The organism is Chitinophaga sp. Hz27, from assembly GCF_042263525.1.
GTDB lineage: Bacteria > Bacteroidota > Bacteroidia > Chitinophagales > Chitinophagaceae > Chitinophaga.
In genome coordinates, this window is sequence record NZ_JBHKFJ010000007.1 from 240,679 (window position 1) to 261,627 (window position 20,949).

A 20,949-nucleotide genomic window follows, 5' to 3' on the forward strand; every position below is an offset into this window, starting at 1 on the left:
AACAAAAATGAATTAAAAACTCAACGAACAAAAATGCTTTTGGAGGAATTTCACGAATGAAAATGGATAGAAAACAGTTGGCTTTTACCAGGTACCGTTTTTATCAATTGTTGGTTCTCTACTTATAAAAGTAAATGAATCATTCCTCTTATGAAAGTATAATAATTGGTGATAATAATAGTGCTTACGAATTCTTTAGTATAGGACCCAAAGGTGTCATATTGAAAAGGATATATTTTTCTCCAACAGAAAGCACAGAACTTGTTAATTTAAGCTTTGGCGATATTAATATCAATGGTGATATAGATGATTATAGTATAAGCAACAATGGTGACATGTATAAAATCATTGCCACAATATGTCAAACAATTGAGGTTTTTTTGCAAAAATTCCCAAACAGAAAAATTTATTTCAAAGGAAGTACAAAAGAAAGAACGAGACTTTATAGAATTGTAATAAGTAAATACATTAAGGAATTTGAATTACATTTTAATATTTGGGTTGAGCAAGAAGATCAATTCATTCCATTTCACCCCAATATTGAAGCGCAAGGCTTCGTAATTACCAGTAAAAAATATTAAATTCACTTTTATGAAAAAGAAAACTTTCCAAGTAAAAAGCACATTATTAAATCAAATTATTACTTATACCATTGATCAAAGATTAGACAAAATTGATCTTAGAATGGTCAATCCCAGAGCATTGGAGGAAGCCAATAAGGCTATCCCTAAAATGGGTAATATATTTTGTGACAAAAAAATCTAAGATATTAATAAGCCATCTGCTCCCGCAGATGGCTTATTAATATTATCTCTTTCTCTACCTGTTCTCCATCCACTCCAAAAAATGTGTAATCTTCTCCTTCCCCACTGTCAGCACTTCCTCCGTAGGAACACTCATCTGTAACGCCAGCTTTCGCGCAGAATAATGCTCCACCTCTTTGATAGCATCAAAATTCACCAGGTACTGCCTGTTCAAACGATAAAACTGTTTCGCCGATAACTGCGACTGCAACTGCTCCATCGTTTGCGAAATAGTATATTTCTGTTGCTGGAATGTTACAATATAGGGCGATTCAAACTTAATATATACATATGCGATATTCTCCGTTCGAACCGTGATATACTTGTTATTGTGCATCACCAGAAAACTGGTCTTGGTCTCCGGCTTATCCAATCGCTTGATCAGCTCCTGCCAATCAGATTGGGTACGCTGCTGGAAAAATGTTTTAAAGGTATCCACCTTTTCAAATGCCGCCTCTAAATCTGCTGCTGCAAAAGGTTTTAACAAATAATCTACACCATTGGACTTAATCGCGTCCATTGCGTATTCACCAAAAGCAGTACAAAATATCACAGGAGCCGTCACCTTCACCATCCGGAAAATCTCAAAACTCAATCCATCTGATAACTGCACATCCATAAATATCAAATCAGGTTGCGGATTGTTAGAAAGATAACTCACCGCCGTTTCAATACTGCCCAACATCGCCTCTATCGTGTACGAAGGCCTCAACTTTGTAATCATTGCTGATAAAGACTTTGCCGCCTTTATCTCATCTTCAATTATGACGATCCTCATGTATAACGGGTAATTTTACTGTAAACGATTTAGTGTCAGGTATAATTTCAATATTTTTGCTGATAAGATGATCATAACGCTCATTTATATTCTCCAAACCAATGCCAGTAGAGACTTCCGGCGTAATCTTCGGCTGAAGGTTATTACTCACTACAATAGTATCTCCCTCAGAAAAAATCTTTACCTGCAACGGCTTATCCCAGGAAACCACATTATGCTTGATCGCGTTTTCCACCAGTAACTGCAAGGTAAATGGCGGTACTACAGCAGCCTTATGCTCCTCGCTGACATCAATAGAAACATCCAGCCCCTCTTCAAAACGTGCATGCAGCAAATAAATATAAGCATCCAATATCTTCAGTTCCTCCGACATCGTAATCAGGTCCAGTTTTCTGTTCTCCAACGTAAAACGATAAAAATCTGACAATTTTAAAATAAAATCAACACTATGCTCGTCCCCACTTTCTACCATATACTTGAGTGTATTCAATGTATTAAAGAGAAAATGCGGATTTACCTGCTGACGCAACAGCTCAAACTGTGCAGCCAGATTATCCATTTTGCTGCGTTCCAGCTCTATACTCACGCGCTGGTTCTGATAGGTTTGATAGATCAGGTGAATGAACATATAGAAAGTCAGATTGATCAATACTCCTCTCACCTCAAACATCAGCATCGTAGGGCCAAAATTGATATGCGTCAGGATCTGCTGCTGAATATAGGATAAGAGAAACATGACCACCACACCCACCACGAGGTTTTTCATCAAAGGTCCTAAAGAAAAGCCTTTTGCTACCTGCCTGGAAGTATAGACCGGCAATGTCTGCATGTTATAATACCATACAAATAAGGAAAACAAAAAGGTAATCGTCGAATTGGCAATGACCTCATATATATTGTACTGATGCTGAATCAGACTGGGCAAAGCCACAATTACGCCCAAAAACAAGGAGCTTAACCAAATGATCCTGCCTGATATCTTAAATGGTTGTCTTTTATTCATGATAGCTCAAAGATAATCGTATTTGGTCTCCATAGGGAATATTCAACCATTGAAGCCGGCGTTTAGGCTCCTGAAGTGGACATCCTTGCTCCTGGTCCCGGCAACCCTTCCCCCCAGGCTGTTTGCCCGCTTAAACGGCGCCTGATTATTCACCCCGGTACTTGTCCGGCTCACCTCCAAATTTGCCGGATACAGGGTATTGCGTTTCCGCAGCGCCCCAGATTTTTTTCTCTTTGTGTCATAATACTTCGCCACATGAAAACAACAAATAAGATAAAGATCACCGCCATGAGCGCAGGCATAGCAGTAGTAGTAACTGCAGCCATGTCATTCACCACACATGTGGTTAATAACCCGCCAATTACTGCAGAAGTAAATATACCCGCTCCTGTAAAACAGATCTTTCAAAGGGCTTGCTATGATTGCCATTCCAATAATACCAAACTGCAATGGTTCGATAAACTGCCTGTTGTGGCGGGGATAGTAAAAAAAGATGTACAGGATGCACGCAAACACCTGAATTTCTCCGAGTGGGATAAGCTCTCCCCCGCTGAACAAGAGTCCATGATCTGGGAAGCTTACAATATGATCAAGGCAGGTAATATGCCTTTACCTTCTTACGCAGCCCTGCACAGCAATGCTAAAGTCACTGCGGATGAAATGACCGTCTTACGCAATTATCTCGATACTAAACGTAAAACAGTACAGCCAGACTGTGCACAAAGCGCACAAACATTACCACAGGTTACCAACCACGGTGCCTCCGCAAAAGCAATACCAGTGGCACCTACGGGTATCAGGTTCATGCCAGAGTTCCGCCAATGGCAGGTGATGAGTACTACTTCCCGCTTCGATAACACCACTATGCGCGTCATGTTTGCCAATCCTATCGCAATGAAAGCCATCAAGGAAAAGAATATCAGCCCATGGCCCGACGGTGCCATCGTTGCCAAAGTAGTATGGGAGAAACAAATCGACAACGATGGAAATATTCATCCGGGAAAATTTGTAAACGTACAGTTTATGGTCAGAAACCAGACACAATACGAAAGCACCGATGGTTGGGGCTACGCGAAATTTGAAACACAGGAACTCAAACCTGCCGGCACGCTACTCACCGCCCAAACCTGCGCTTCTTGCCACAAAGCAGCCAATAAAACCGGCGGCATCTTCGATCTATCCACCTTAAATTAATATAATCATGCGCGTTATCATACCCATCTACATCGCAGCAATGCTGTTTATTAGCTGCTCCGCCAAAAAAGATATTCCAGCTATACGTCCTTATGCTTTCAACGATAGCGGCTTACAGGTGATCACCACCGTTATCAACGAGAAAGCTGGGTCAGTGTCCTTACTGTATGGCAACAAAGCCGCCTTGACACAGCAGCTAAACCTAACCACTCCACAAACAACGACAGCACAGTATACCCTGGTAACCTATCGCAATCAGGATAATAAATTCTGGTACGGCAGCTACATCAACGGAGAATTATTAAGTGTAGAAAAACTGGATATGAGCGGACAACAACCTGCCTACTCCATCCAGCAATATAACGGCCCTGCCTTTACTCCTGAAGATGTCAACAAACGAAGCGCCTTCATACAAACATTAACACCTGCAGCTTTTCCCTGCGATCCTTATTAATAACACACTAACATCTAGATAAAATGAAAAAAATAATAGCATCAACACTCAGCATAGGTATGATTTGCCTCAGTACATTCATCGGCGCCTGCAATACCTTATACGGTAATAACAACGCTGCCGTTATCAATACCAACGACAGCACCAAAGGATTCGCAGTCGTAGAACTTTTTACATCCGAAGGCTGCTCCAGCTGTCCTCCCGCCGACGCACTGCTGGAAAAACTGGAACAACAAAGTAACGGTAAGCCACTTTACCTCCTCGCCTTCCATGTAGATTACTGGGACCACCAGGGATGGCGCGATAGCTTCAGTCAGCATGACTTCTCTACCAGACAGGAAGAATATGCAGGTTACCTCCGACTGAACACCGTATATACGCCACAGGTAGTAATCAATGGTAGCAGCGAATATATTGGCTCCAATGCAGCAGACATCACCTATGCCATCAACAAAGCCCTGGAAACGCCAGCAGTCACGGATATTAGCCTGAAAACCCAAACAAATAACCAGCAGATAAAAGTATCCTGGGAACTCCCTGCGATACAAAAAAATACACGCCTATTGTTGGCTCTCGTACAAAAGAATGCACAAAGCAATGTTAGGGCTGGAGAGAATGCAGGCAGGAAATTATCTCACGTACAAATCGTTAAAAATTTAACGACCGCTAATCCGGATGATACAACCGCTACCATCGCGCTACCTACCAACTTCCAGCAACAGCAATGGGAATTGATCGGATTTCTGCAAAACAGTAACAACGGTCATATCATCGCTGCAACAAAAGTTAACATTCAATAACCTCATATCATCTAACTAAAATTATCTAATCACAATAAACTTTTTAAATACAATAACTATGAATACTACAAACACACTCGCAACAAATGTCGTGTATACAGGTAAAACACATACTACTGGCGGAAGAGAGGGACAAGCGCTTAGCAATGATGATCAACTCCAAATTAAACTCGGATTAGCAGGAAGCGGCAAAGGCACCAATCCTGAACAGTTGTTTGCCGCAGGATGGTCCGCCTGCTTCATCGGCGCCATGGGCCTGGCAGCAAAAGCACTGGGCGTAAAACTGCCAGCAGATACCGCTGTTGATGCAGAAGTAGACCTCCTCCACGACAATGGTGATTACAGCTTGCAAGCCAGATTAAACGTTGCATTACCTGGCCTCCACAAAGAACTCGCCGAACAGATCATCAACAGGGCACATAATACCTGCCCATACTCAAAGGCTATACGAAATAATATACCGGTAGCACTCCAACTTATGTAAGATTTATTCTTATCAAGGTTAGAATGGCAACATGCCCGCAGATACTATATTTGCGGGCTTCTTTCTTTATTCAAAGGCATCACATACCACTATCATCAACAGCAATAAATTGGAAATCCAGTATTTTTTATGGAAAATTGCTTCCCGAAATAATCCCCTACAAACCTATGAAACAAGCATTTTTGACTGTATTGGTATGCCTGATTTCCCTGAGCACCGCTCATGCACAGAAACAAAAGAAATACAAGAAATTAACCGGTATAGATGAAGTGATGGCAATTGCTAAATGGGAAACCGCGCATATCAGACGCAGCTCCCCAGTCCCCTCTCCTACAACTCCCGCAGAATGGGAAGAAAAATACGGTAACTATACCTTCTCTGAAGAAGTGCTTAAACATATGTATACCCAAACCGAAACCCTTCAAGGCGATCCGGTAGTAAAGAACCGGTTTGAAAGAGACTTCCGCAGTCAGATGGACAAAGAAATGTTTTATCACGAGGAAGTATATGAAGACATGATGGATATCCACTATGCGTTAGATTCAACGTCTAGATACCTCAATAGCTATAGCAATGAAGCCCCCGTTTGGAAACTCGACACCATTTCTCAACGCCTCGAAGTATTCAAATCACATTATCCTAAAGTAAATGTCAGCAACCTGGAGAAAGAAATTGCCTTCTTTAAAGCGCATCCTAAAACGCGCGACCAGCTGAAAGCTGAAGAGAATGCAGAAAATGCCCGTAAGGATAGTATAAAAAATGCTGAATGGCGGGTAGAAGTAGCAAAAAGCCGTAACACCCTCGAAAATTTACGCATAGAAGATTCTATTAATGGCGTAAAATGGTATGGCAACTATAAAGAATACCGCTTCCAGCAAGACCTGAGAAAAGAAAGTAAACATGGAGATCTGGTAGTTTTCGGGAATATGAATTTTAACTGGATGGGCATGATTCATAACTACCTCCAAAGACAGGAATGGGAAATTACGAGCGAGTCTAAAACAGCCAATTCCAAAACATATCTCATGAATGGCCCTTGCGCACTTTGTGTAGATAGAAAGCCTTGGATCAGGATCACCTGTACCTATAACCCTGCAACAAAGAAAACTATCTCACTGACGATTACCGGTTCTGCAGGTGTGTTGGATAATATATTCGTGGGTTATTGGGAACGGACAGATATTTGGCTGCTCAGCAGATGGGACTATACATATTATTATACCTTTACTTCCGACAAAATCTCTTATGTCCGCAAGCCACAGGGAGGCGTCATTAAAGTGGTGAAAGACCCTAACCTGGAAGTAGACCTTGATTCCTTTACAAAGTGGAAGGAAAAACACCCTTACGGAAATTAAGCAATTGCTAATAAATAAATGCCGCCTTTACTGAGTAGAGGCGGCATTTTCTTTTATCGACCTTTATTAAATGATTCAAAAGCCGTTTTTGCATGGGGCGGCTCTATTTTAAATCTATATATATGTAACACCGTTTCCTCCGTTGAGGAAGTATCTGTCCAGATCATGGAATAATTCCCCTTCTCATCAAACCAGTCATATTGCATAACCTGACCTATGAGAAAGTCTGCCTCCAGTTGGCTCTGACAGTTTGCGGTATATAGGACGGCGCCATCCGGCCCTTTAAAATCTAATCTCGTTGACATCGAATCAATTTACTACCCACCTAATTTCAGAAATTATTCCCAATTATGAATATACCTGTTCATTTTTATGAAGCCGGTAGGTTATTTTATTGTACGTGATAACATTAAAATTCAGCGCCAATTCAGACTTCCTTCTTCCATGGCTATCGTTCACGGCTTATTTCGCTTGTTCATTTTGTTCAAATATACTTATCATGATCATTTTATTCAAATCATATAGAGATAATTTTACAAAGGTGATTTTTTTGTAAATTCAGTAATGTATCCTAACTACACGCATCTCCCCAAATTATATGAAGACCTAGTGTACACTAGTGATACCAGCGCATGTTTACAGTCTGGATGCAATACAAGGTATCGCATCCACCATTGTAGCGTCATATCATTGGCAAATATTTTTTTTTAAAAGATGAGGTATGGGTACAGGATCGATATCATTCACTATCCATTGCAGCTAACCATTGTACTGGTATTTCATCACTTTAATATCAGTAGGCAGATATTGTCTTCGCCATGGGCAATGCTGGCATTATTCTCCATATTAATAAGTAACAATATTGCTGCTTATTACTGGTACCAATTACCTATACAGGAAAAGATCAGGCGACTGGCTTTTCCTAAACATTCAAAACTGGCAGTGTAGGCGCCCGAATAAATAGGGTAACAACACTTCCAGTAACTATTGTATAACCATATAAATTGAACTGCAATTATCCATTGCAAATTAACCGATATCTTAAAAAAGAATGGCATTCATGCGATACTACTTACTAACCCTTTTCTTCGTCGTTACCGCTTGTCAGAGCAGTAAGAACATTACCTATTTTAATGATATAGCCATGGCTAACGGTCGCGATACTACGATTCATGTACCCCCACTCCGCGTTCATCCAGGTGATGTATTACAAATAACGATTACCACGCTGGACAAAGACATTTCCCTCATTTTCAACCCTAACCCAACTGGTACCAATGTTGTCAACTCCAATGGCATAGACCAGGGATACCTTGTAGATGCTACTGGAAATATCAATCTACCCATTGTTGGCCAGGTAAATGTAAAAGATAAAACAACCTCAGAAATCAATACAGAGGTCAGCGAAAAACTTGATAAAACTTTAAAAAATGTATACGTATCCACCCGCATCGTAAGCTTTAAAGTGTCTGTTCTCGGAGATGTAGCCCGCCCGGGCTCCTTCAAGATAGGCACGGAAAGAGTTTCTATACTGGATGCCCTTAGTATGGCCGGCGATCTTAATGTCACCGCCGAAAGAAATGGCGTCATGGTTATCAGGGAAGTAGATGGCGTAAAACAATACGCCAGCATTAATCTCAACGATAGTAAAACACTTAGCTCTCCTTACTATTACCTGGAAAACAATGACGTAGTGTATGTCAGACCCGGATCCAATAAGAAATTCCCGACATCAAAATCCGTCATTCTGCTACCAGCGATCATATCACTTATTTCTCTCGGTACCACCATCGTACTCCTGAGCAAATAATAAAACCTTTTATATGGCGCCACTGAAAGTAGTACATAATACCACCAAGGCATTGGACCTTTCCGACCTTCTCCGGAAAATGCTGTTCCATTGGCCTTTATACCTGATAGCAATCCTGTTAGCTACTACCGCAGGTTATACCTATCTCAAATATGCAAGGCCTGACTATATGTCCAGCGCACGCCTGTATATCCGCGATGATAAAAAAACCAGCGGTGATGAAGCTGATGCCCTCAAATCACTATCCCTCTTTAAAGATGGGAAAAATATGGAGAATGAAATGGAACTGTTGCAATCACCAGTACTGCTCCAGCGTGTCATCAGCGCTAACGATTTCAACCTTCGGTATTTTATCAGAGAACCGCTTCATACCAAAGAATGGTATAACAATCCTCCGCTACTGATTAAAGTGCTAAGCAATAAAGCCCGTATTGGTAATTACACATTTGATGTAACTGCTGCAAACAAAGGCTATACGTTGAAAGCCAAAGCAGGAAAGAAATCCGGGACAACCGTATTATCTGTACTCCCTGATCAGCCATTTACTTTTGGCAGAGATACTTTCGCCATTTATACCAATCCGGCAGCCACCGAGGCCTTACCAGGCAACTACCGCATTGCTATAGATTCTGTCATTGAGCTTGCTACCAAAACAGTGGAAAATATCAATGCTACATTAGTTAACAGAGATGCTACCGTTATATTGTTGAGCTATAAAGACCCGGTGGCACAGCGCAGCGCCGATTTCCTCAATGCGCTCCTGGATGAATACAATGAATACACGCTCAGCGACAAAAATAAATCCGGACTTAATACCATCCACTTCCTCAATGCACGCATCGACAGTCTTCAAGGAGAATTAGGCTTGCTGGAAGGTCAGGAAGAACATTTTAAAGTTCAACGTGGCATCACTGATATAGATGCCAGCTCCAAACTAGCCCTGGAACAGGTAAAAGAAGCCGACACTCGCCTCAGTGATGCCAATATGCAGGTTTCTGTGCTCGACCAGGTAGAAGATTATATCAATAATCCTAACGCTAATTACCCTTTTGCTCCTGTAGGTGGTAGCGTGGACGGCACACTCACTTCCATGATCAACCGGTACGAAGAAGCACTACGCGAAAATCGTAGGTTATCGCTTTCGCTCCAGCCAGGCAGCGTAATCATGGAAAGTGCCACAGCACAAGTAAACGACGCCCGAAACACAATCCGGGATTATATCAATGGCTATAAAAGAAATGCGGGTGTAATACAGCAGCAAACACAACAAAAAGTAAATGGTATCAATAATAAAATAGCTCAAATCCCTTCTTATACCAGGGAATATGTCAATATCAAAAGGCAACAGGGCGTTAAAGAAAACCTTTATCTCTTCCTGTTGAAAAAGAAAGAAGAAGCCTCCGTTACAAATGCAAGTAATGTTACTGATAATAAAGTAATCGCTCCTGCTTATGTACCAGAAGATCCGGTAAGCCCTAAGAAACCACTGGTGTATATCAGTTTCGTTTTACTGGCCGTAATAGCTGTCAGCATCTATATCTACACAAAATATTTCCTCAATCCAAGAATCATTAGCAGGCCGGAGATAGAAGAAATATTTGATTTACCAGTGATCGCCGAAATATTCCAGCAGAATGAAAAAGCGACTGATCTTTCTTTGCCACAGAGATCGGTGCTCACAGAACAAATACTCAACCTGCGCACAAACCTGCGTTTCCTGCTAGCGGATCATAAAGGCTCCGCTACTATCATGCTCACCTCCAGCGTCTCAGGAGAAGGCAAAACTTTCCTGACTACGCATATTGCCAATTCATTGACGGTGAATGGTAAAAAAGTAGTAATGCTGGAAATGGACCTACGCAAACCCAAGCTCTCCGCATTTGTAAATATGGACCATAGTACTGGGATTACCAATTACCTCCTGGGACATAAAACAATGCAGGAAATTGTACGTAAGGTACCGGATAGCGAAAACCTGTATATCGTGTCTTCTGGCCCCATCCCGCCTAATCCGGTGGAATTGATCGAGAGTCAACGCATGGTAGCCCTCCTACAGGAACTGAAATCTGCATTTGATTATATAGTAATAGATACTTCCCCTGTAGGTATCGTATCCGATGCTAAAAGCATCGCACAATATGTCGATTGCACACTCTTTACCATCCGTTACAACTACACCCTCCGAGCCAAGCTGGTACAGATGGAAGAGGTATTACGCGAGAGCTATTTCAAGAAAAAAGGACTTGTATTTAATGGTATAGAACAACACTCCTTCTATCCTTTTTATTACTATGGTAAATATAGCTACGAAGAAAACATCAGCCGCAAAGGTGGTTGGCGATCATTGATCAAAAAAACAGCGAAAAGAATTGCATAAACTATTTGAAAATACGGGTTGGTTGCTCGCTGATAAAATCAGCAGGCTATTTCCAGGAATACTGGTGCTGGCATTACTTGCTCGCCACCTCGGCCCCCGTGTATTTGGTATCTGGAGTTATACCATCGCCGTGAGCGCCATCATGGGAAGCATTGCCATACTCGGTATGGATAAGCTCATCATAAAGGAACTGATGAGCGAGCAAAGTTCGGAAATAACGGTATCGACTATACTTTCTATGCGGATGTTGTCATCCCTGCTCTGCATGGCCGCCAGCATAGGACTGGTATACTTCATGAACCCTGATCCATTATATCTGCTCTGTATTTCGTTTTCCAGCACTACTATCCTGTTTCAATCTTTCGATGTCATGGACGGTTATTACCAGGTTAGCAAAAGCCTGAAATCAGTGATCATTCCAAAGGTTACCATGTTTTTATCGTTCTCGCTTTTCAGATTGCTGGCGATATTCTTTAATGCCGACTTAGTTGTTTTTCTCTGGCTGGCCGTGTCGGAACTGGCTTGCGCCTATTCCTGGATAATTGTGAAATACTTGCGCCATGCGGCTTTACATACACGGTTTATTAACCTCAAAATGGCAGGCAGATTGCTAAAAGATTCGTGGGTATTGATACTGGGAGGACTGGTAGTGGTATTATTCATGAAAGTAGACAATATATTGCTCAACTTTCTCAGCACGCCTACAGAGCTGGGAAACTATGTGGTAGCTATCAGAATATCCGAATTATGGTACGCCTTACCTACCGTGATCAGTACTGCTATGTTGCCAATTCTTTTCAGGAAGAAATCTGAAGGCCAAGAGGTATATCTGCGTACTATTGAAAAATGGCTGCGCGCTTCCTGTTTGTTAAGTACAATACTGGCGCTGGGAATTAGTCTTACCGCCAAACCATTGATGAATTGGCTCTATGGCAGCGCTTACATACATGCAGGCATTATCCTGCAGATACATATCTGGGCGGTCATCCCGGTATTCTTAATGATGGTATTGGTACAATATCTATTTGTTGAAGGAAGATATGCACTTTATCTCTACGGCAATGTAGGAGGCCTGGTGGTCAACATAATTCTAAACTTCTTTCTTATTCCTGCTTTCGGCGGAAAAGGTGCTGCAATAGCCACAGTAGCCGCATACAGCACCGTATTTATTATGACTGTCTTGCTGGACAAAGGCAGACAGGCAGTATGGCTCAGCTGGAAAATGCTCTATCCGTCACGCATGTACGCAGATGTTGCTCAAGCCCTTGTTTTCGCTCGTCGTCGTTTCGGAAAACAACTATTCATTCACTCCAATAATCCCCTAACTGATGAATAATGTGAAAGATCTTACAAAAAGATTGGCAACCAGGCTATTTCCCCGGCTCAGGTACAGTGTGCTCGCATATAGCTCAGAAGGTGAAGATCTGCTACTCAAGCGAATCTTCGATGAAAAGAAAGATGGCGTATATGTGGATGTTGGCGCACATCACCCTTTTCGTTTTTCCAATACCTACCTGTTCTATAAAAAAAACTGGAGAGGTATTAATATAGATCCCATGCCCGGCACTATGGAGCTTTTCAACAAATACCGCCCCGGCGACATCAATCTCGAGATGGGTGTCAGTAGTGTGCCGCAGGAACTAACCTACTCCATCTTTAATGAGCCGGCATTAAATACCTTCTCTGCCGAGAAGGTGAAAGAATATACGCAGAAGTCATGCTACAAAGTCATAGGCAGTAAAAAAGTAGAAACAAGGCCATTGGCGGCTATCCTGGATCAGCACCTCAAATCTACTGCTATAGATTTCCTCACCATAGATGCGGAGGGTATGGACCTGGAAGTGCTTCGCTCCAACAACTGGCAAAAGTATCGTCCGGCTTTTGTGCTGGTAGAATCACAACCCTATGAATTGGAGAAAGGCACCAGCAGCGACCTGCTGAAATTCATGCACCAGAAGGGCTACGGCGTTTTTGCCAAAACTTATTACACTTATTTTTTCCGCGACATGCAGGGAAATTATACAGGTCCTAACGATTAAAATACCAGGAGATGAATACACCCGTGCTGATATTGATCTTTAACAGAAAAGCGAAGTCGCTGGAGCTTATCAGGCACCTGCGTGCGGTAAAACCAAGCCGTTTATACATAAGCGCAGACGGCCCAAGAAAAGACCGCCCTGAGGAAGGAGCGCAGTGTGAAGCTACGAGATCAGCCACCCTGGAAGCGATTGACTGGCCATGCCAGGTAACAACATTATTCCGGGACACCAACCTGGGATGCGGCAAAGCAGTGAGTAGCGCCATCAGCTGGTTTTTTGACCAAGTAGAAGAAGGTATCATACTGGAAGATGATTGTATGCCTGATCCTAGCTTCTTTAATTTTTGTACCAAAATGCTCCACTTCTATCGCAATGATCAATACATCATGCATATTAATGGCAGCAACTTCCAGTTTGGCCAGCGCCGTGGCACTAGCTCCTATTACTATTCCCGTATGCCACATATATGGGGATGGGCCACCTGGCGGCGCGCATGGAAGCACTATGATTTCTCACTGAACAAATACCGGCATCTTAGCACGGCAGGACTCAGCAGAACACTATTGCATGACTATAAATGGATACTTAATGGTAAACTAGACACCTGGGACATACAATGGTTCTTATCAGTCTGGTTCAACAAAGGATGGGTAATAGCTCCAAATGTAAGTATGGTACGCAATATAGGATACGACACAGAAAGTACACATACTCAGCGTATTCCATCCTGGTTCGATAAAATCTCTTATGGACAAATAAACGATGTTATACATCCTCAACAAAGAAAGATCGATATCGAAGCAGACAACTTCGAAAACAAAGTAATATTCTCTCCCAGCAGAACCTACCTGATGGTAAGAGATTTTATTAAAACAAGTCCAAGGCTGATGAAGCTGTATACACGACTAATGGCAAAATAGTAACCCTGTGGAAGCTGAAATTTTAAATCTAAAAAGCAGTAATCTCCTGGTGGAGATATTCAAAGAAATGATGCCACTCATCATTGCTGCGACACTGCTATTTCTCTATTATAAAAAACGTATCAACATTGTTGAAACTTTTCTATATGCCTTTGCCTCTGAGGCCTATACCATGATTTCCGTAGGACCTACTTTTACCGCTTCTTTCTTTGTCTCAGCATTTATCATGGTAGAACAGCTTCATCAGCTGTTTACCGGCAGATTGTATATTCGCAATTCTTATCTATGGCTGCTATTGATGCCATTGATATTACAGGTATCCGTGATGATGATCGCTGCATTCTATAAGAATCCATTTGAATGGTCAGGCAGTGGTACGAGCTTCTATTTACGACCCATTTATTTTTATCTCAAAACTTATATACCGATGTTCTCCATCGGCTCAAAGATTGTGCAAGACCGGCACTCTTTATCTTTCGAGGCTTTCACCAATACCATGATGCGTATAGCCGTTTTTTCCTGCTGGATAGGAGTTATACAGTTATTTGTACTCGTAATAATGAAAAACCAGATACTTGGACAGTTGCTGGGATTGCAGGAAAGATACATGGTACAGCAAATAAATGGCCCCCTCGGCATACGAATTCAGGCCTTTTTTGCGGAGCCGAAAGTATTCAGTGCTTTTATGTCGATCACCATACCCATCTTCCTCCATAACAGGAAATACAGGTATGCTATTTGGGCATTTGTGATGGCTACCATTACTTCTTCCCAAACATTTTGGACAAATATCCTCAGCGCCGCAATAGTGTTCCTGTTGCTCTCCCGTTGGCCGGTAGTACGGATGAAAATACTTGCCAGTTTAGGTATAATCGTAGCGCTGTTCATGTTCGTCGCAGGGATGAAAGATGTGATGATGAAACTTTACCTGAAAAACAGGAACCAACCTATCTACCAGATGTTGTTGCAACGTTCAGTTGATCGTTATGATACTAAATTCTGGCAGCAGGATAACGTATATCTCGGGATTCCATTACAGCGTGACATGGAATTGCCGGTAGTAAATTTTTTAGAGGACAATCCATACTTGCTGGTAACCGGTTATGGACCCGGAAATAGTATGTTCATTCCGGGTAGCTATTTTAATGGGAACCTCCGCTATGAGAACAGGTTTGAAGGTGTGGGCGGCCATAATCTCAATATGCGCTGGTTTTATGTATTGGCCGAATATGGATTGGTAGGCCTTTCTTTTATATTCTGGTTAGTTACCAGGACCAGGCCCGGCTTATCACAATTTCAAAAAAACTACCTGGCATTTATTGCCGTATGTTTCTTTTTTAGTCAGATAGATTTATTTCTGTTGATGACCTCTTTGTTATGCGTATATGGAGAAATATCGCCATCGCTGCATAGTGAGGAGGCTATCACTGCACTAGCTTAAATGTTATGAATATCTATTTGGACAATATTGTTTTTACTATTCAGCAGGCAGGCGGTGTTTCTGCCTACTGGTACGAGCTATTGAATGGGATCTGCAACAGCGGACAGCAGATTTCATTCCTTAATACCAATCTTACTGCTGATAATGTATTCGAACAACAGCTGCAATATAGTAATTGGCCATGCATACGTGAAAGCAAGCTACCAGCGGGCCTTTTACGCTATCTTCCTTTGCGGTATAAACTTCCAGCAGGCGCTGTCTATCATGCAGGATATCTACGGGTATCTCCACAAAAAAACATTTTGAATATACTCACCGTGCATGACTTTGCACATGAGCGCAAGCTAGTCACCAGATTTCCGAGAGGCTTGTTTAATACCACGCAGAAAGCCTATGGCATTAAAAAAGCGGATGGTATTATTTGCATCTCAGAAAGCACCAGGAACGAACTATATCATTTCTATCCCAAGGCAAGGTCAACAGCTGTCAGTGTCATACATCATGGTATTGGCAACAGCTTCTTCGTGATGGATGAGGAACGTTGGCCAGCGGTGCTAGCCCGAAAAAAAATGGCGGCATATGTGCTGTATGTCGGCGCCAGAAGTCATTATAAACATTTTAAAACAGCAGTACAGGCGGTTGCTTTGTTACCGAAAACCTATCAGCTGGTTGCTGTGGGTGGAGGTATGGCATCTGCAGCAGAAACGGCCATGCTAGAAAAACTCCTGCCTGACAGATATCACCTGTTACCGGTTGTAAGTAAAGAGACCTTGAATCATTTGTATAATCAGGCTTTTTGCTTGCTCTATCCTTCCGTTTATGAAGGCTTCGGATTTCCACCCGGCGAAGCCATGAAAGCCGGTTGTCCGGTGGTAGCCTGTAACAAAACATCTATTCCGGAAGTCTTGGGTGATGCAGGATTATTAGTGGATGAGCCTTTGCCGGAGGCATTTGCGTGTCGCATGCAGGAACTGGAATCTGACAGTTTACGGCACCAGGTAATACAGCGTGGCCTGATCCAGGTACAGCGATTTACCTGGGAGAAAACAGTAGCGGCTACATTAGATTTTTATCAAAATTGTTGGCAAAAAAAGTTTGAAAGATGAACCTGATATTTAAAATGGCAGATGCAGCAAAGGTGATGCTTCAATCAGGCAAAGGCCTGAGTGGATTGTGGCGCAACGGTGCATCCGTGGCCTCCACGCAGATCATGCACAACTGCAGCCATTATATCCCCAAATTAAACACAATCATTGATGTGGGTGCAAACAAAGGACAGTTTGCACTGGCGGCAGCCTATAAATTTCCTCATGCAAAAATACTTTCGTTCGAACCCCTCCCGGATGTTTATCAGACATTGAAACAAAATACCAAAAAAGCAGATCAGGTCAGCGCCTACAACTATGCGTTGGGAAGTAAAGATGGCATGTTAAAATTCTATAGCAATAATTATTCACATGCCAGCTCAGCACTGGAAGTAAGTGAAGAACTGATCGCATTGGAGCCTGGCGCCGCACACACCGTACTGACAGAGGTACCTGTTATGCGCCTGGACAACGTAATAGAACAGCATCCGGTTGTAGGGCCGGTACTATTAAAAATGGATGTTCAAGGATTTGAGAAAGAGGTACTGCTAGGTGCTGAGAATTGCTTACAGCAAATAGATTATCTGCTTTTTGAAACCAGTTTTGTTGCCTTATATAAAGGCGAACCATTGTTTGATGAAATGCATCATTTTGTAAAGTCACTAGGTTTTGAATTTATTGCCCCTGTAGGATTTCTACAATCTGGGAAATTGCAAATCCTGCAAATGGACCTGCTATATAAGAGAAGGTGATGTACCCGTTAAATGTATGATTTCAGTAGAGTCGATTTGTTAACTTTTAGGTGTTGTGTTATGAAACTCATTGTACAAAGACCCTTACTATTCCGCCAGTTGACAGACTGCATAGCGCTGGCGTGTGCATTCCTGTTTTCCCAGGAAATGGTCTTGTTGTTGAAACATCCGGGAATAGCTCCGCCTGCAGAACTGGGGCTGTTATTCATTAGTCAGATTACCTGGTTGATAACCGGGCAATATAGTACGCATCTTTATGATGATTTCAGATCGAGGCCGTTCTCTTACGAATTTATGGCCATTACCAAAACATTGCTGTTACACGTATGTATCCTCACATTCGTGTTGTTCTATTTCTTTAAACATTTCTATTCGCCTCGGCTCTTTATGGGCATCTATACTTGCAGCATGTATGTAACTATGCTGGTTACAAAGCTTGCTGTCAAAAAATTGCTGGTAAGACTGCGTTCCTATGGCTTAGGTAAGAAAAATATTCTGATCGTAGGTGCAGGTGAAACCGGGCAACATTTCCTGCAAACTATTTCTGCCAATGATCAGTACGGCTATCAATGTGTAGGATTTGTGGACATAGCCCCAAATGAAGCTGTTAACGGCAAATATCTGGGCAACATATCAGAGCTGACCCGCATCTTTGAAAAACATGAAATCGATGACGTAGTACTGGCATTGCCCCAAAGTACCAGGGAAGAAAGAGAACATATCATTGTAACCAGCGAACAAGCTGCTAAGACGGTAAAATTTATCGCTGATTGTCACCCGCATTGCACGAGTATGGTTAAGATGAGTTTGTTCGGCCATTTCCCATTAATAAGCATACGTGCAACCCCGTTAGATGACATAGGAATACAGCAGTTAAAACGTGCTTTCGATATTGTGTTTACGGTGTTGTTAATGATAGCATTTTCCTGGTTGTTCCTACTCATTGCTCTGCTGATAAAGGTTACATCTCCCGGCCCTGTGATCTACCGGCAGGAAAGATGGGGCCTGAAAAATAAACGTATGATCATTTATAAATTCAGGACCATGCGTGTGAATTGTGAAGAGATAGGCGATAGCGGCGAATACTTACAGGCGGCCAGAAATGATCCCAGGATTACTTCTATTGGAAAGCTGCTACGCAAAACCAATCTGGATGAATTGCCGCAGTTTTTTAATGTGTTGCGTGGAGAGATGTCGTTCGTAGGGCCACGCCCGCACTGTACGCCCATGCACATAGAAATGCGGAAAACCGTTAAACATTATATGCTGCGGCACCAGGTAAAGCCCGGCATCACCGGCTGGGCACAGATCAATGGTTGCCGTGGTGAATGCAAGTCATTACAGGAACAACAAAAACGAATCAATTTCGATATTTGGTATATAGAGAATTATAGTATTTGGCTCGACATACAGATCGTATTTCAGACCATTGTAAATATGATCAGGGGAGATAAAAATGCATTCTAATGACTAAACGGATATTATTAATCAGCGGATATTATACACCAGAACCCAGCGGCATAGGCAAATATAACGGAGAACTCATGCAGTGGCTCGCTGCCAAAGGATATGAATGTGGGGTAATCACCTCCTATCCATCCTATCCACAATGGAAAGTAGCACCAGAATATCAGCATAAAAAATTCTTCTTCTCTGATGAAAAACATCAGGCGGGCAACAATGCGATAAATATTTATCGTTGTCCGATGTATGTACCTGCAAAGCCCAGTGGCAGCAGAAGAGTATTACAGGATATCAGTTTTTATGTTTCCGCTACAATGCGGCTACTCCCGATGATGTTCGGGAAAAAATATGATATGGTATTGATCGTTGCGCCAGCTTTCCATCTTGGATTGCTGGGCTTATGTTATAAACTGACCAGGAGAGCTACTTTCGTGTATCATATCCAGGATATGCAGATAGAAGCCGCACGCGATCTGGGAATGATTAAATCTAACTGGCTGCTGAAGCAAATGTTTTCCTTAGAAAAATTTATTTTCCGCAAAGCAGATATGGTGAGCAGCATCTCCCCGCAGATGGTGACGAACATTGCCAATAAAGCCGGAAAACAGGTCAATTTATTCCCTAACTGGGTGGATACTAAGTTGTATTATCCGCTGCCTGATAAGGCAGTACTAAAGCAGAAATTTGGTCATCCGGAGAATCGGAAGATTATTTTGTACAGCGGCGCCGTTGGCGAAAAACAAGGAATTGAACATGTATTGGAAGTTGCCAGAAGATTGCATACCGACAACAATATACATTTTATAATATGCGGCTCAGGGCCCTATGCGCAAATACTGGCGGATAAAGCAAAAGCCGATCATCTTACCAATATCAGTTTTCTGCCATTGCAGCCTGCATCAATTTTTAATGAGTTTTTAAATATGGCAGATGTACACCTGGTATTATTGAAAAGCAAGGCCAGTGATCTGGTGCTGCCCTCTAAGCTAACAACGATATTAGCAGTGGGCGGCGTGGCTGTCATTACTGCAAATGAAGGCACCACATTGCATGATCTTGTAAAAAACCATCAGGTAGCTATCAGTGTTGATGCTGATAACACAGATGCGTTAGAAGCAGGTATCAGGCACGCGTTAACAAATGAAAATAGTGTGATATCAAATAATGCGAGGCAGTATGCGGAGCAATATCTTGGGGTAAACAGTATTATGCAGCAGTTTGAGGAAGACATTTTATCGGTATCAGCATAATCCTTTTCTTACTGCCACAATATTCTGAAAACAGAATATTTCATAATGTACCGGATGGTAAGTACCTAGTGATAAGGGGCCATCAGGCAGTAGTCTGAAGAAATCATAGTTGGGCAGCAAGTCAATAATATCTTTAAAGAACGTTTTAGAGATGACGTTCATTTCATTAAACTCTAACTGGATAACATCTATTATTCCGGCCTTAATGGTGTTGGTGGCGCCACGCAGCACATTCCTTTCATGCCCTTCGGTATCAATCTTTAATAGCGCTATTTTATTGATTTTATTCGTGGCGGCAAACTCATCCAACGTGGTCATGGAAATACGGATTTCTTCCGCCAAGCCATGGTGCAGCGTTTCAATCACTTCCTTGTACATGCTGGCATGTTCTGAACCTCCTTGTCCATTGTAGTCATAGATCACCGATTCCGATGATGCGTCACCTGCTCCAAGGCATACAGGTGTAAAATTTCTTTCCTGCGCAATAACTTTTAATTTGAGATAAGTAAGAGGATGTGGTTCAAACGCATATATTGGTAAGGTAACATTCGAGTTGCGCAACATGGTAGAATAGTGCCCTACATTGGCTCCAATGTCAAGTATAACGCCACTTTGCAGCAGTTTACGTGATTTCAGGAATCGGATAAATGCTTTTTCTCCGGTAACATAATCGTTTTCACTATTCCTTAAACCTAAACCGAACATACTAAGCTTGTAGAAAAAAAGATGCATAGGGTAAAACGCTTTCCTGACGAGAAGGAATACAAACACATTTTTAACGGATCTCCCTACCCTATTCATAGCAAAAGACATTTATACGGAAGTTAAGTATAAGTACTATTATAACCATGTTCATTTTGTTCATTCAATATCTTTTGCGTAGAATGAATGAACAACACAGATGACGAGTATCAGTGTTTTTCTAATAGGAATCGATTAT

The 20,949-nt window shown here is 42.0% G+C and carries 21 protein-coding genes; 18 read left to right on the forward strand and 3 right to left on the reverse strand.

Annotation, left to right across the window (positions count from 1 at the left end):
- Positions 1–134: 134 nt before the first annotated feature.
- A complete protein-coding gene (locus tag ACE38W_RS18000) occupies positions 135–581 on the forward strand; it encodes a DUF6934 family protein (RefSeq protein WP_375832816.1) in 447 nt (148 codons plus the stop codon).
- Positions 582–591: 10 nt separating this feature from the next.
- Positions 592–765, forward strand: a complete 174-nt coding sequence (locus ACE38W_RS18005) for a hypothetical protein (protein ID WP_375832818.1) — start codon at positions 592–594, stop codon at positions 763–765.
- A gap of 54 nt (positions 766–819) precedes the next feature.
- Here ACE38W_RS18005 and ACE38W_RS18010 read toward each other — a convergent pair whose 3' ends face one another.
- Together ACE38W_RS18010 and ACE38W_RS18015 are read right to left on the reverse strand one after the other, a co-directional pair.
- Positions 820–1,581: a LytR/AlgR family response regulator transcription factor gene (locus tag ACE38W_RS18010; protein WP_375832820.1), complete on the reverse strand. Its 762-nt coding sequence runs from the start codon at positions 1,579–1,581 to the stop codon at positions 820–822.
- Positions 1,562–2,584: a sensor histidine kinase gene (locus tag ACE38W_RS18015; RefSeq protein WP_375832822.1), complete on the reverse strand. Its 1,023-nt coding sequence runs from the start codon at positions 2,582–2,584 to the stop codon at positions 1,562–1,564. The genes ACE38W_RS18010 and ACE38W_RS18015 overlap by 20 nt, the downstream gene beginning before the upstream one ends.
- Positions 2,585–2,839: 255 nt before the next feature.
- Between ACE38W_RS18015 and ACE38W_RS18020 the strand changes: the two genes are divergently transcribed.
- From ACE38W_RS18020 to ACE38W_RS18095, 16 genes are all read left to right on the forward strand, one after another.
- Complete coding sequence (locus ACE38W_RS18020) at positions 2,840–3,778, forward strand: heme-binding domain-containing protein (protein WP_375832824.1); 939 nt, start codon at positions 2,840–2,842, stop codon at positions 3,776–3,778.
- A gap of 7 nt (positions 3,779–3,785) precedes the next feature.
- Entirely contained in the window at positions 3,786–4,232 is a 447-nt protein-coding gene (locus ACE38W_RS18025; protein WP_375832826.1) for a hypothetical protein, read from the forward strand.
- 23 nt (positions 4,233–4,255) lie between these two features.
- On the forward strand, positions 4,256–5,032 hold the full coding sequence (locus tag ACE38W_RS18030; protein WP_375832828.1) for a DUF1223 domain-containing protein: 777 nt from the start codon (positions 4,256–4,258) through the stop codon (positions 5,030–5,032).
- A 58-nt stretch (positions 5,033–5,090) separates the two neighbouring features.
- Positions 5,091–5,516 (forward strand): organic hydroperoxide resistance protein, encoded by a 426-nt coding sequence (locus tag ACE38W_RS18035; RefSeq protein WP_375832830.1) that lies wholly within the window; start codon positions 5,091–5,093, stop codon positions 5,514–5,516.
- Between the two features lie 167 nt (positions 5,517–5,683).
- Entirely contained in the window at positions 5,684–6,871 is a 1,188-nt protein-coding gene (locus ACE38W_RS18040) for a hypothetical protein (protein ID WP_375832832.1), read from the forward strand.
- Positions 6,872–7,585: 714 nt separating this feature from the next.
- Positions 7,586–7,819: a hypothetical protein gene (locus ACE38W_RS18045; RefSeq protein WP_375832834.1), complete on the forward strand. Its 234-nt coding sequence runs from the start codon at positions 7,586–7,588 to the stop codon at positions 7,817–7,819.
- Between the two features lie 112 nt (positions 7,820–7,931).
- Positions 7,932–8,681 carry a polysaccharide biosynthesis/export family protein gene (locus ACE38W_RS18050; protein ID WP_375832836.1) on the forward strand — a complete coding sequence of 250 codons (750 nt, stop codon included), beginning with the start codon at positions 7,932–7,934 and terminating at the stop codon, positions 8,679–8,681.
- A 13-nt stretch (positions 8,682–8,694) separates the two neighbouring features.
- Entirely contained in the window at positions 8,695–11,058 is a 2,364-nt protein-coding gene (locus tag ACE38W_RS18055) for a GumC family protein (protein WP_375832838.1), read from the forward strand.
- On the forward strand, positions 11,051–12,394 hold the full coding sequence (locus ACE38W_RS18060; RefSeq protein WP_375832840.1) for a flippase: 1,344 nt from the start codon (positions 11,051–11,053) through the stop codon (positions 12,392–12,394). The genes ACE38W_RS18055 and ACE38W_RS18060 overlap by 8 nt, the downstream gene beginning before the upstream one ends.
- The gene (locus ACE38W_RS18065) at positions 12,387–13,097 is read left to right on the forward strand and encodes an FkbM family methyltransferase (protein WP_375832842.1); all 711 of its coding nucleotides are present in this window, start codon (positions 12,387–12,389) and stop codon (positions 13,095–13,097) included. The genes ACE38W_RS18060 and ACE38W_RS18065 overlap by 8 nt, the downstream gene beginning before the upstream one ends.
- A gap of 11 nt (positions 13,098–13,108) precedes the next feature.
- Positions 13,109–14,017, forward strand: coding sequence for a glycosyltransferase family 2 protein (locus tag ACE38W_RS18070; RefSeq protein WP_375832844.1), 909 nt, complete (start codon positions 13,109–13,111; stop codon positions 14,015–14,017).
- 7 nt (positions 14,018–14,024) lie between these two features.
- Positions 14,025–15,458, forward strand: coding sequence for a hypothetical protein (locus ACE38W_RS18075; RefSeq protein WP_375832846.1), 1,434 nt, complete (start codon positions 14,025–14,027; stop codon positions 15,456–15,458).
- 5 nt (positions 15,459–15,463) lie between these two features.
- Entirely contained in the window at positions 15,464–16,564 is a 1,101-nt protein-coding gene (locus ACE38W_RS18080; protein ID WP_375832848.1) for a glycosyltransferase family 4 protein, read from the forward strand.
- The gene (locus ACE38W_RS18085) at positions 16,561–17,295 is read left to right on the forward strand and encodes an FkbM family methyltransferase (RefSeq protein ID WP_375832850.1); all 735 of its coding nucleotides are present in this window, start codon (positions 16,561–16,563) and stop codon (positions 17,293–17,295) included. The genes ACE38W_RS18080 and ACE38W_RS18085 overlap by 4 nt, the downstream gene beginning before the upstream one ends.
- Before the next feature lie 60 nt (positions 17,296–17,355).
- Complete coding sequence (locus ACE38W_RS18090; protein ID WP_375832852.1) at positions 17,356–18,762, forward strand: undecaprenyl-phosphate glucose phosphotransferase; 1,407 nt, start codon at positions 17,356–17,358, stop codon at positions 18,760–18,762.
- Positions 18,762–20,009 carry a WcaI family glycosyltransferase gene (locus ACE38W_RS18095; protein ID WP_375832853.1) on the forward strand — a complete coding sequence of 416 codons (1,248 nt, stop codon included), beginning with the start codon at positions 18,762–18,764 and terminating at the stop codon, positions 20,007–20,009. Before ACE38W_RS18090 ends, ACE38W_RS18095 begins: the two co-directional genes overlap by 1 nt.
- Here the strand turns inward: ACE38W_RS18095 and ACE38W_RS18100 are convergent.
- Entirely contained in the window at positions 20,001–20,741 is a 741-nt protein-coding gene (locus ACE38W_RS18100) for an FkbM family methyltransferase (RefSeq protein WP_375832855.1), read from the reverse strand. The genes ACE38W_RS18095 and ACE38W_RS18100 overlap by 9 nt on opposite strands.
- Positions 20,742–20,949: the final 208 nt, after the last annotated feature.

Excerpts from the sequence above, each read along its gene's own strand:
- ACE38W_RS18000 (WP_375832816.1), top strand. The coding sequence starts at position 135 with ATGAATCATTCCTCTTATGAAAGTATAATAATTGGTGATAATAATAGT.
- ACE38W_RS18005 (WP_375832818.1), top strand. The coding sequence starts at position 592 with ATGAAAAAGAAAACTTTCCAAGTAAAAAGCACATTATTAAATCAAATT.
- ACE38W_RS18010 (WP_375832820.1), bottom strand. The coding sequence starts at position 1,581 with ATGAGGATCGTCATAATTGAAGATGAGATAAAGGCGGCAAAGTCTTTA.
- ACE38W_RS18015 (WP_375832822.1), bottom strand. The coding sequence starts at position 2,584 with ATGAATAAAAGACAACCATTTAAGATATCAGGCAGGATCATTTGGTTA.
- ACE38W_RS18020 (WP_375832824.1), top strand. The coding sequence starts at position 2,840 with ATGAAAACAACAAATAAGATAAAGATCACCGCCATGAGCGCAGGCATA.
- ACE38W_RS18025 (WP_375832826.1), top strand. The coding sequence starts at position 3,786 with ATGCGCGTTATCATACCCATCTACATCGCAGCAATGCTGTTTATTAGC.
- ACE38W_RS18030 (WP_375832828.1), top strand. The coding sequence starts at position 4,256 with ATGAAAAAAATAATAGCATCAACACTCAGCATAGGTATGATTTGCCTC.
- ACE38W_RS18035 (WP_375832830.1), top strand. The coding sequence starts at position 5,091 with ATGAATACTACAAACACACTCGCAACAAATGTCGTGTATACAGGTAAA.
- ACE38W_RS18040 (WP_375832832.1), top strand. The coding sequence starts at position 5,684 with ATGAAACAAGCATTTTTGACTGTATTGGTATGCCTGATTTCCCTGAGC.
- ACE38W_RS18045 (WP_375832834.1), top strand. The coding sequence starts at position 7,586 with ATGAGGTATGGGTACAGGATCGATATCATTCACTATCCATTGCAGCTA.
- ACE38W_RS18050 (WP_375832836.1), top strand. The coding sequence starts at position 7,932 with ATGCGATACTACTTACTAACCCTTTTCTTCGTCGTTACCGCTTGTCAG.
- ACE38W_RS18055 (WP_375832838.1), top strand. The coding sequence starts at position 8,695 with ATGGCGCCACTGAAAGTAGTACATAATACCACCAAGGCATTGGACCTT.
- ACE38W_RS18065 (WP_375832842.1), top strand. The coding sequence starts at position 12,387 with ATGAATAATGTGAAAGATCTTACAAAAAGATTGGCAACCAGGCTATTT.
- ACE38W_RS18070 (WP_375832844.1), top strand. The coding sequence starts at position 13,109 with ATGAATACACCCGTGCTGATATTGATCTTTAACAGAAAAGCGAAGTCG.
- ACE38W_RS18080 (WP_375832848.1), top strand. The coding sequence starts at position 15,464 with ATGAATATCTATTTGGACAATATTGTTTTTACTATTCAGCAGGCAGGC.
- ACE38W_RS18085 (WP_375832850.1), top strand. The coding sequence starts at position 16,561 with ATGAACCTGATATTTAAAATGGCAGATGCAGCAAAGGTGATGCTTCAA.
- ACE38W_RS18090 (WP_375832852.1), top strand. The coding sequence starts at position 17,356 with ATGAAACTCATTGTACAAAGACCCTTACTATTCCGCCAGTTGACAGAC.
- ACE38W_RS18095 (WP_375832853.1), top strand. The coding sequence starts at position 18,762 with ATGACTAAACGGATATTATTAATCAGCGGATATTATACACCAGAACCC.
- ACE38W_RS18100 (WP_375832855.1), bottom strand. The coding sequence starts at position 20,741 with ATGCATCTTTTTTTCTACAAGCTTAGTATGTTCGGTTTAGGTTTAAGG.